8 protein-coding genes and 1 riboswitch are annotated in these 9,485 nt (G+C 72.4%); of the genes, 5 read left to right on the forward strand and 3 right to left on the reverse strand.

The genetic code is table 11. The features are described 5' to 3' along the window. Positions 1–35: 35 nt before the first annotated feature. Entirely contained in the window at positions 36–956 is a 921-nt protein-coding gene (locus tag H9640_RS19440; RefSeq protein ID WP_191791069.1) for a PadR family transcriptional regulator, read from the reverse strand. Between the two features lie 389 nt (positions 957–1,345). On the opposite strand from H9640_RS19440, the gene H9640_RS12750 reads away from it, so the two are divergent. The 5 genes from H9640_RS12750 to H9640_RS12770 all read left to right on the forward strand — a co-directional run bounded on the left by H9640_RS12750 (position 1,346) and on the right by H9640_RS12770 (position 6,922). Next, positions 1,346–2,296, forward strand: a complete 951-nt coding sequence (locus tag H9640_RS12750; RefSeq protein ID WP_191791070.1) for a dimethylarginine dimethylaminohydrolase family protein — start codon at positions 1,346–1,348, stop codon at positions 2,294–2,296. Next, positions 2,293–3,555 (forward strand): ornithine--oxo-acid transaminase, encoded by a 1,263-nt coding sequence (rocD, locus tag H9640_RS12755; protein ID WP_191791071.1) that lies wholly within the window; start codon positions 2,293–2,295, stop codon positions 3,553–3,555. Before H9640_RS12750 ends, rocD begins: the two co-directional genes overlap by 4 nt. Before the next feature lie 10 nt (positions 3,556–3,565). Next, complete coding sequence (locus tag H9640_RS12760; RefSeq protein ID WP_191791072.1) at positions 3,566–4,831, forward strand: aminotransferase class I/II-fold pyridoxal phosphate-dependent enzyme; 1,266 nt, start codon at positions 3,566–3,568, stop codon at positions 4,829–4,831. A 181-nt stretch (positions 4,832–5,012) separates the two neighbouring features. Beyond that, a complete protein-coding gene (locus H9640_RS12765) occupies positions 5,013–6,080 on the forward strand; it encodes an ATP-binding cassette domain-containing protein (RefSeq protein ID WP_191791073.1) in 1,068 nt (355 codons plus the stop codon). Continuing rightward, positions 6,080–6,922, forward strand: a complete 843-nt coding sequence (locus H9640_RS12770; RefSeq protein ID WP_191791074.1) for an ABC transporter permease — start codon at positions 6,080–6,082, stop codon at positions 6,920–6,922. The genes H9640_RS12765 and H9640_RS12770 overlap by 1 nt, the downstream gene beginning before the upstream one ends. A gap of 74 nt (positions 6,923–6,996) precedes the next feature. Here H9640_RS12770 and H9640_RS12775 read toward each other — a convergent pair whose 3' ends face one another. Both H9640_RS12775 and H9640_RS12780 read right to left on the reverse strand, forming a co-directional pair. After that, the gene (locus H9640_RS12775) at positions 6,997–7,941 is read right to left on the reverse strand and encodes a universal stress protein (protein WP_191791075.1); all 945 of its coding nucleotides are present in this window, start codon (positions 7,939–7,941) and stop codon (positions 6,997–6,999) included. 188 nt (positions 7,942–8,129) lie between these two features. After that, entirely contained in the window at positions 8,130–8,915 is a 786-nt protein-coding gene (locus H9640_RS12780) for a C40 family peptidase (protein WP_191791076.1), read from the reverse strand. Between the two features lie 2 nt (positions 8,916–8,917). Further along, a riboswitch (cyclic di-AMP (ydaO/yuaA leader) is annotated at positions 8,918–9,080 on the reverse strand. Between the last annotated feature and the right edge of the window lie 405 nt (positions 9,081–9,485).

Here is a 9,485-nt window from a genome sequence, read left to right on the forward strand (position 1 = left end):
CCCCCCCCCCCCCCCCTGTCGCGGCACCGTGGGGGTCAGGCCTCCGGGGTCGGGGACTCCGGGGTCGGCGGCGTCTCGGCCGCCGGTGCCTGCGGCTCCGGCGTCTCGGCCGGGCCCGCGAGGATCAGGTAGAGCTCGCGGCGCGTGCGCTCGAGGAGCGCCACGGCCTGGGCCGTCTGCTCGTCCGAACCGGACCGCGCGACCTGCCGGAGCGCCTCGGCGACCTGCTGGAGCGCGCCGCGGAGCTGACGGGCCGGGCGGACACCGCCGTCGGCGGCATCCTGCCACGGCGTGCCGAGCTCGTCGGCGTGCTCGGTGACGTAGGTGCGACCGTCGTCGGTGAGGCTCGCGAGCTTGCGCCCGCCCTCGGCCGTGATGGTCACGAGGCCCTCGTCCTCGAGCAGGCTCAGCGCCGGGTAGATCGCCCCGGGGCTCGGCCGCCACGCACCCGAGGTGCGCTCGCCGATCTCCTGGATGACCTGGTAGCCGTGCATGGGCTGCTCAGCGAGGAGGAGCAGGACAGCGGCACGGATGTCGCCGCGTCCGGCACGACCGCCCGGTCCACGACCGCCGGGGCCACGGTGTCCGCGACCGCGCGGGCCGCCACCGGGGCCGCCTCCCGGACCGCCGCGGTGCCCGCGGGGGCCGCGGCCCTCGAAGCGGTCGTCGAACCGCTCGTCGTGGCCGTGGTGACCTGGGTGGTCGTGATGACCGTCGTGGTGCCCGTCGGGACGGGCGGAACCGTCGGGACGGCCGGTGCCGTCAGGACGACCGCCTCGACGGCCGCGCGGGCCGCCGGGGAAGTCGCCCCCGACGTCGGGTCCGAAGCCCTCGGGCTGGGGGAAGTCGTCGCGTCGGCGACGGGGTCGGCCCCCGGAGGGGTCGAAGGTGCCTGCGCGGCCGGAGCGGTCGCGGGGCGGGCGGGAAGCATCTGGGTGCTGGTGGGGGGTACGCATGGGGTGTCTCCTGACGAGTCCGTGTGTGTCTGTGGGTGCCCCTCCGCAGGGGCGGGCCGAGCGATGGCTCGGGGGCGGGTGCGGGCGGGTTCTCGTCGATGTCTCCGACGGGCCCTCGGCCTGGCATCCGGGTCCTCGACGCCGTGCGGTGTGTCCGCACTCTCCGCGTCGATGAGTTAAAGATATATCGTTGACGTATCGATAGTCAACCCCGGATCTCGATCAGGTCGCGGAGGCCGCGCGAGATACCGTCCAGGTCGTACAGTGACGGGAAGGCCCGGCGGCGCTCGCACCCCGGGACCGGCAGTCGCTCAGCAGTCACCGTGCAACGACGCACACCCCGCACCGTCGCACGGCCCACGCCCGCACCGGACCAGACAGAGGCGCAGATGACGACCAGCACCCCGGGACCCACGCAGGTCCCCCGGCACTACCTGATGTGCCGCCCCACGTACTTCACGGTCAGCTACGAGATCAACCCGTGGATGGACCGCGCGCTGCCGGTCGACACCGCGCTCGCCGTCTCCCAGTGGGAGCGCCTGCGCGACGTCTTCCTCGACCTCGGGCACCGCGTCGAGCAGATCGACCCCGAGCCCGGCCTGCCCGACATGGTCTACGCGGCCAACGGCGCGACCGTCGTCGACGGCCTCGTCTACTCGGCGCTGTTCCGCCACCCCGAGCGCGCCCCCGAGGGGCCGGCCTACCTCAAGTGGTTCGCCGACCGCGGGTACGTGACCCACTCGGCCGACCACGTCAACGAGGGCGAGGGCGACCTCCTCGTCGCGGGCGACGTCGTCCTCGCCGGCACGGGGTTCCGCACCGAGCGCAGCGCGCACCAGGAGGCCGCGAGCCTCTGGGACCGCGAGGTCGTCACGCTCGAGCTCGTCGACCCGCGCTTCTACCACCTCGACACCGCGCTCGTCGTCCTGCGCGGCAGCGAGGGCGCTCCACGCGTCGCGCCGGGCGGTACGCCGCCGCCGTTCCTCACGTCCCAGCCCGACGGCGCCGCTCACCCCGCCGACCCACCGCGCCCCGGTGCGCCCCGCCCCGCAGCCGACGTGACCGTGGACCTCGCGTACTACCCGCCGGCCTTCTCGCCCGCGTCCCAGGAGCTCCTGGCCGAGCGGTTCCCCGACGCGCACCACGCGACCGAGGCCGACGCGCTGGTGCTCGGGCTCAACGCCGTGAGCGACGGTCTCCACGTGGTCCACACCCCCGCCGCGACCCACTTCGCCGGAGCGCTCTCGGAGCGCGGCTACGAGACGATCGCCGTGGACACCTCCGAGCTCCTGCGCGGCGGCGGCGGCGCCAAGTGCTGCACGCTGGAGATCCGCTCATGAGCACGGTCCAGCCGATCGACGTGGAGGCCTCGTCCCGCGCGACCGACCACCTCGCGCACAACTACCACCCGTTGCCCGTGACGATCGCGACGGGCGAGGGCGCCTGGGTCACCGACGTCGACGGTCGGCGCTACCTCGACCTGCTCGCCGGGTACTCGGCGCTGAACTTCGGGCACCGCCACCCCGCGCTGATCGAGGCGGCGACCGAGCAGCTCGGACGCGTGACCCTGACCTCGCGTGCTTTCGACCACGACCTGCTGCACCCGTTCGCGGACCGTCTGACGCGACTCGTCGGTCCGCTGGTCAAGGGCGGCGGCCCGGGCGCGACCCCGATGATGGTCCCCATGAACACCGGCGCCGAGGCCGTCGAGACCGCGATCAAGATCGCCCGCAAGTGGGGCTACGAGGTCAAGGGCGTGCCGGCCGGGCGGGCGAGCATCGTCGTCGGGCACGGGAACTTCCACGGGCGCACCACGACGATCGTGTCGTTCTCCGACGACCCCGACGCGCGGGACGGCTACGACCCGTTCACGCCCGGGTTCCGCCTCGTGCCCTACGGCGACGCGCAAGCCGTGGCCGACGCGATCGACGAGACCACCGTGGCCGTCCTCATGGAGCCGATCCAGGGAGAGTCCGGCGTCGTCGTGCCCCCGGACGACTACTGGCCGACCCTGCGCCGCGTGTGCGACGAGCGTGGCGTCCTGCTGATCGCGGACGAGATCCAGTCCGGGCTCGGCCGGACCGGGACCACGCTCGCGTGCGAGCTCTGGGACGTGAAGCCGGACCTCGTGACGCTCGGCAAGGCTCTCGGCGGGGGCGTCGTGCCCGTGTCGGCGGTCGTCGGCAGCAGCGACGTCCTGGGCGTCCTGACACCCGGGACCCACGGGTCGACGTTCGGCGGCAACCCGCTCGCGTGCGCGGTGGGCCTCGCGGTCGTCGGCCTCCTCGAGACGGGCGAGCACCAGGTGCGCGCCCGCGACCTGGGGGCGCACCTGCACGTTCGGCTCGCGAGCCTGGTCGACGACGGGCTGCTGACCGGTGTCCGAGGCGTCGGGCTGTGGGCGGGGATCGACCTCGACCCGGCCCGTGGGACGGGCCGGGACCTGTGCGAAGCACTGCTCGCGCGGGGCGTCCTGGCCAAGGACACGCACGGCTCGACCATCCGCCTCGCACCCCCGCTCGTGATCGACCGTCCAGACCTCGACCTCGGGATGGCCGCTCTGCGTGACGCACTGACGCAGCTCGCCGCAGATCGGTAGAGTCCGGAGGGTGACCACTCCTGCCTCTGACACCTCCACCCGCCTCGCCGAGTGGCAGCAGGCCTACACCGACCTGCAGTCCCTCGGCCTGAAGCTCGACCTGACGCGCGGCAAGCCCTCCGCCGAGCAGCTCGACCTCTCCGACGCCCTCCTGGCACTGCCGGGCGCAGGAACGGTCACGGACGCCGACGGCACCGACGTGCGCAACTACGGCGGGCTCGACGGCCTGCCGCAGATCCGCCGGATCTTCGCCGAGCTCCTCGACGTGCCCGTCGCCCAGCTCCTCGCGGGCGGCAACGCGAGCCTCACGCTCATGCACGACACGCTCGCGTTCGCGATGCTGTTCGGCCTGCCCGGCTCGCCGCGTCCCTGGTCGCGCGAGGAGAAGGTGCGTTTCGTGTGCCCCGTGCCGGGCTACGACCGCCACTTCGCGCTGTGCGAGGCGTTCGGCATCGAGATGGTCACGGTCCCCATGACGGCCGACGGTCCCGACGCCGAGGCCGTCGCCGCGCTCGTCGCGGACGACCCGAGCATCAAGGGCATGTGGGTCGTGCCGACCTACGCGAACCCGGACGGGTCCGTGGTCTCGCGCGAGGTCGCCGAGCGCCTCGTCTCGATGCCCGCCGCAGCCCCCGACTTCCGCATCATGTGGGACAACGCCTACGCGGTGCACCACCTCACGGACGTCGAGACCGAGTCCGCGCCCGCCCTGGCCCTGGCCGCCGAGGCCGGGAACCCGGACCGCGTGCTGCTCTACGCCTCGACCTCCAAGATCACGTTCCCCGGAGCGGGCGTCGCGTTCCTGGGCGCCTCCCCGGCCAACATCACCTGGTACAAGAAGCACCTCGCGGCCCAGTCGATCGGCCCGGACAAGATCAACCAGCTCCGCCACGCCCAGTTCTTCGGCGACGCCGAGGGCGTGCGCGCCCACATGCGCAAGCACCGGGACGTGATCGCGCCCAAGTTCGAGGCCGTCGACACGATCCTGCGCGAGCGCCTGGGGACGAGCTCCGGCGCGTCCTGGACCGCGCCGCTCGGCGGCTACTTCGTGTCGCTCGACGTCGTGCCCGGGACCGCGGCGCGCGTCGTCCAGCTCGCCAAGGAGGCGGGGATCGCCCTGACCCCCGCGGGCGCGACCTTCCCGTACGGCAAGGACCCCCACGACGCCAACATCCGCCTCGCCCCGACCCTGCCCCCGCTCGACGAGGTCCGGGTCGCGATCGACGGCGTGGCGACGTGCGTGCTGCTCGCAGCGGCTGAGAAGGCTGCGGCCTGACGCTCGTCTGACACGTCCTCACCGCATGGCTCCCGACGGGCGGCCCCGGACCCCTGGTCCGCGGCCGCCCGTCGTCGCATGATGGAGGTCTCGCCCGGCCGCCCACGGCACCGATGAGTTCCCACGCCCCGAGCGGTCGAACACTGGACAGACCCGTGCACCACCCACCGAGGGAGCACGCATGACCAGCGCACCAGATCTCGCGATCGAGGCCCGCGGCCTCGTCAAGCACTTCAAGGAGACCCGGGCCGTCGACGGGATCGACCTCGCCGTCCCGACCGGCACCGTCTACGGCGTCCTGGGCCCCAACGGCGCGGGCAAGACCACGGCCGTCCGCATGCTGACGACCCTCCTGCGTCCCGACGCGGGCACGGCCCACGTCCTGGGCCACGACGTCCTCGCCCAGCCCGACGCCGTCCGCTCGCTCGTCGGGCTCACCGGCCAGTACGCCTCGGTCGACGAGGACCTCACGGGCGCGGAGAACCTCGTCGTCATCGCGCGCCTGTACGGCTTCACGACGCTCGCCGCGAAGCGCCGGGCCCTGGACCTCATGGAGGCCTTCGGCATCGCCGAGGCGGCGAACCGGCCCGTCAAGACGTACTCGGGCGGCATGCGCCGCCGCATCGACCTCGCCGCGAGCCTCGTCATGAGCCCGCGCGTGCTGTTCCTCGACGAGCCCACGACCGGCCTGGACCCCCGCAGCCGCAACCAGGTGTGGGACATCGTCCGCGTCCTCGTGGCCGACGGCGCCACGGTCCTGCTCACGACCCAGTACCTCGAGGAGGCCGACCAGCTCGCGGACCGGATCGCGGTGATCGACCACGGCAAGGTCATCGCGGAGGGCACCGCGACCGAGCTCAAGCGCTCGGTCGGCGAGGGCTCGGTGACAGTGCGCCTGGCCTCGTCGGGCGACCGCGGCCGGGCAGCGGAGATCGTCGAGCGGGTGCTCGGCGCGGAGGTCGCGCTCGCCCAGGACCCGTACGCGTTCTCCGCCCGCGTGCCCGACGACGGCGCGGACCTCGCGGCGCAGCTCCTGCCCGCGCTCGCGGACGCCGGGATCGCGGTGCCCGAGTTCACGCTGGGGCAGCCGAGCCTCGACGAGGTGTTCCTGGCCCTCACGGGGCAGCCCGTCGACGAGGACGACGACGATCGCCCGGGTGCCGAGGGCAACGGCCCGGGCGCCGACGGCAGCCCCCGGGACGGCCTCCGTCACAGCAACGACAGCACCAGCAACGGGGAGGTGGCCTGATGGCCGCGACTCAGACCGAGGTGATCACGACGCCGGAGGCGCAGGTCCTGCGCGCGGCGATCGCGATCGACCAGCACCCGACGCGACCCTCGCCGCTCGCGAACACCCTGACGTTCGCGTGGCGGGCGCTGCTCAAGATCAAGCACGTACCGGAGCAGCTCTTCGACGTCACGCTCACGCCGATCATCTTCACGCTCATGTTCACGTACCTGTTCGGCGGCGCGATCGCCGGTGACCCCGAGACGTACCTGCAGTACCTGCTGCCCGGGATCCTGGTCCAGACCGTCCTGATCATCACGGTCTACACGGGCTTCACGCTCAACACCGACATCACCAAGGGCGTCTTCGACAGATTCCGCTCGTTGCCCATCTGGCGCCCCGCCCCGATCGTCGGGGCGCTCCTGGGCGACACGGTCCGCTACACGATCGCCTCGGCGATCACGGTCGGGCTGGGGCTGGCGATCGGTTTCCGGCCTGACGGCGGTGTGGTCGGCGTCCTGCTGGCCGTGGCCCTGCTGCTGGTGTTCGCGTTCGCGATCAGCTGGATCTTCACGATCCTCGGCCTCGTCATGCGGACGCCCAACGCCGTCATGGGCGTCTCGATGCTCGTCCTCATGCCCTTGACGTTCGCGTCGAACATCTTCGTGAACCCTGACACGATGCCCTCGGGGCTCAAGGCCTGGGCGGAGATCAACCCCGTGAGCCACCTGGCCACCGCGGTGCGGGCCCTGATGGCCGGCACGGCGACGTTCGACCAGATCGGCTGGGTGCTCCTGGCCTCGGTCGTGCTCACGGCGATCTTCGCCCCGATCACGATGCACCTGTACCGGACGCGCAACTGACCTAGGAGCCCCGGCGTGCCGGAGCGGGCGCGACCTCGAGGTCACGCCCGCTCGGACGGGTCCTTCGACGACGGTCAGCGGGCCTGGTCGTCCACCGTCGGTGCCGAGTCGTCCTCGCAGCGCTTGGTCACGACCATCACCGGGCACGCCGAGTGGTGCAGCACCGCCTGACTCGTCGACCCCAGGAGAAGTCCCGTGAAGCCGCCGCGCCCGCGCGAGCCGACCACGATGAGGTCCGACGCCGTCGAGAACTCCGTGAGCAGCTCAGCACCGGTGCCGTCGAGCACGATGCGCTTGATCGTGACGTCGGGGTTCTCGGCCTCGTGCCTGTCCACGATGACGTTGAGTCCCTCGGTGATGTCGTCGAGCACCTGCTGGTGGTCGATCGAGGCCGGCAGCCACGCGAGGAGCCCCGCTCCCGCACCCACGGGGACGCCCGCCACCGCGACGAGCTCGGCCCCCCATGCCCGGGCCTGCTTGATCGCGTGCCGGAGCGCGATGTCTGCCGACGGCGACCCGTCGACGCCCACCACGATCCGCTTGAGCGGGTTGACGGCAGGAAGCGTGTCGTCGTCGCCCGGTCCGTTCTTGAGCGGCACCACGACCGTGGGGCACCTCGAGTGGGCGGGGAGCGCCGAGGACACGGTGCCCAGGAGACGCTCCGTGAAGCCTCCGCGTCCCCTCGTGCCGACCACGACCAGGCCGTAGTCCTTCGAGAGCTCGACGAGCACCCCGGCGGCGTCGCCCGTGGCGATCGCGGCGGTCGTCCTCACGCCCGCGGCCTCGGCACGCTGGGTGGCCTCGGCGAGGACGGCCTTGGCCCCCTCCTGGATCGCGGTGTCGTCCAGCGCCGCGTAGCCGCCGTCGAGCGAGGCCGCGGTGAAGGAGGGGAGCGAGTACGAGCACACGACGTGCAGTGGCCAACCGACCTGGCGGGCGTACGCGGCCGCCCAGTCCAGCGCGTGCAGGCTGGGGGTCGATCCGTCGACTCCGACGAGCACGATCTCCGCACGGGTCATGGTTCCGTCTCCTTCCGAGGGCAAACGTCCATCCTGAGACAAACCTATCGAAAGAACTGGCAAAGTCACACCGGCACGCGCACGCCGCGAGGCACGGCTGACGCAAGAAACCCCGCCCTCCCGCACGAAGCGGAAGGACGGGGTTCTCAGCTGGGTGGCGGCAGGTTCTCCGCTCGTCCAGGGTGGTCTCAGGCGACGCGGATGAACGTCGGGTTCGACTGCCAGATCTGACGGATCTGGATCGTCTTGCCGGGGCGCGGCGCGTCGATCTGCATGCCGTCACCGGCGTAGATCGAGATGTGACCGGGGGTCCAGATCAGGTCGCCGGGCTGGGCCTCAGCGCGCGAGACCTTGGTGCCGACGCTGCCCTGGCCGCTCGAGGTGCGGGGCAGGCTGATGCCGGCCTGGGCGAAGACGTACTGGGTGAAGCCCGAGCAGTCGAAGCCGTCGGGCGACGTGCCGCCGTAGACGTAGGGGACGCCCACGTAGCGGCTGGCGATCGAGACGATCGACGAGCCGGCTGCCGAGGCGGGGACCTGGACGGCCGCAGCCGTCTCGGTGGTCGCCGTGGTGGCGGCGACGGAGGTGCGCTCGTTGGAGCGCGACGGGGTCTGCGTGGCGCGCGTCTGGACGACGCGCTCGACGACGGGCTCCGGCGCCGGGGTCACGGCGACGGCCGCGCTCTCGATCGCGAAGCCGGCCTCGGCGGCGACCGTGACGGCCGGGGCGGACTCGAGCGCAGCGCGGGCCTGGGCCGTGAGCGCGTTCAGGTCGACCGTGTTGAGCTTGGTCGAGTCCTGCTCGACCGGCGCTGCGTTGGCAGCCGTACCGCCCAGCATCGAGACGATGAGTCCCGACGAGGCAGCGACGACAGCGGTGCGGCGGCCGACGGAGGAAGCCGTCGCCGCCGAAGCAAGGGTGGAAAGCGGGCGCCGTGCTGCACGATGGCGTGCGCCGTTCGTCACTGCGTTCACTGGATACCTCTCCTGGACGCCTGCGAGGTCAGCTGTCGGGTTCGGGTGGGAGAATCACCCGGCCGTCCGGACCGAGGTCCTTCTGGCTTCACCCCAAGGGCACCGTTGCCGGTACCCGAATTTGGGTCCCCCGTCCCTGTCAGCGGGTCGTGGTGTTCCTCTCGCGGTGACAGGGTTAGGCGTTCCGCGCGAGGGCTTCGACGAATGAGTCTTCCGTGAAGCAGAACCGAACGTACACGACCCTGGGGTGAATGTCACGTTCCCATCACGACGCCCCGGAGCCCCCCGGGACGACGGGACGAACCGGCACAAGACCGTTGCCTCGGGCACGGCGGCGCCCTCGCCTCATGCGGCCGGAATCCACGACGCCCCGTGCCCCGGGGAGGGGGTGCGGGGCGGTGGGGGTGTGCTGGGGTGGGTGGTGGTCAGGGGGCGGTGACGAAGAGGTGGCGCGCGACGTCGTCGGGCAGGTCCAGGACGGTCTCGGCGTCCGGCGCGGAAACCGTGTACGACCCGGCCTCGGGGGTGATCGTGACCTCCTGGCGGGGCAGGATGCCCGCGGCCGCCAGG

This window comes from Oerskovia gallyi, assembly GCF_014836745.1.
In the GTDB taxonomy this organism is placed as follows: domain Bacteria; phylum Actinomycetota; class Actinomycetes; order Actinomycetales; family Cellulomonadaceae; genus Oerskovia; species Oerskovia paurometabola.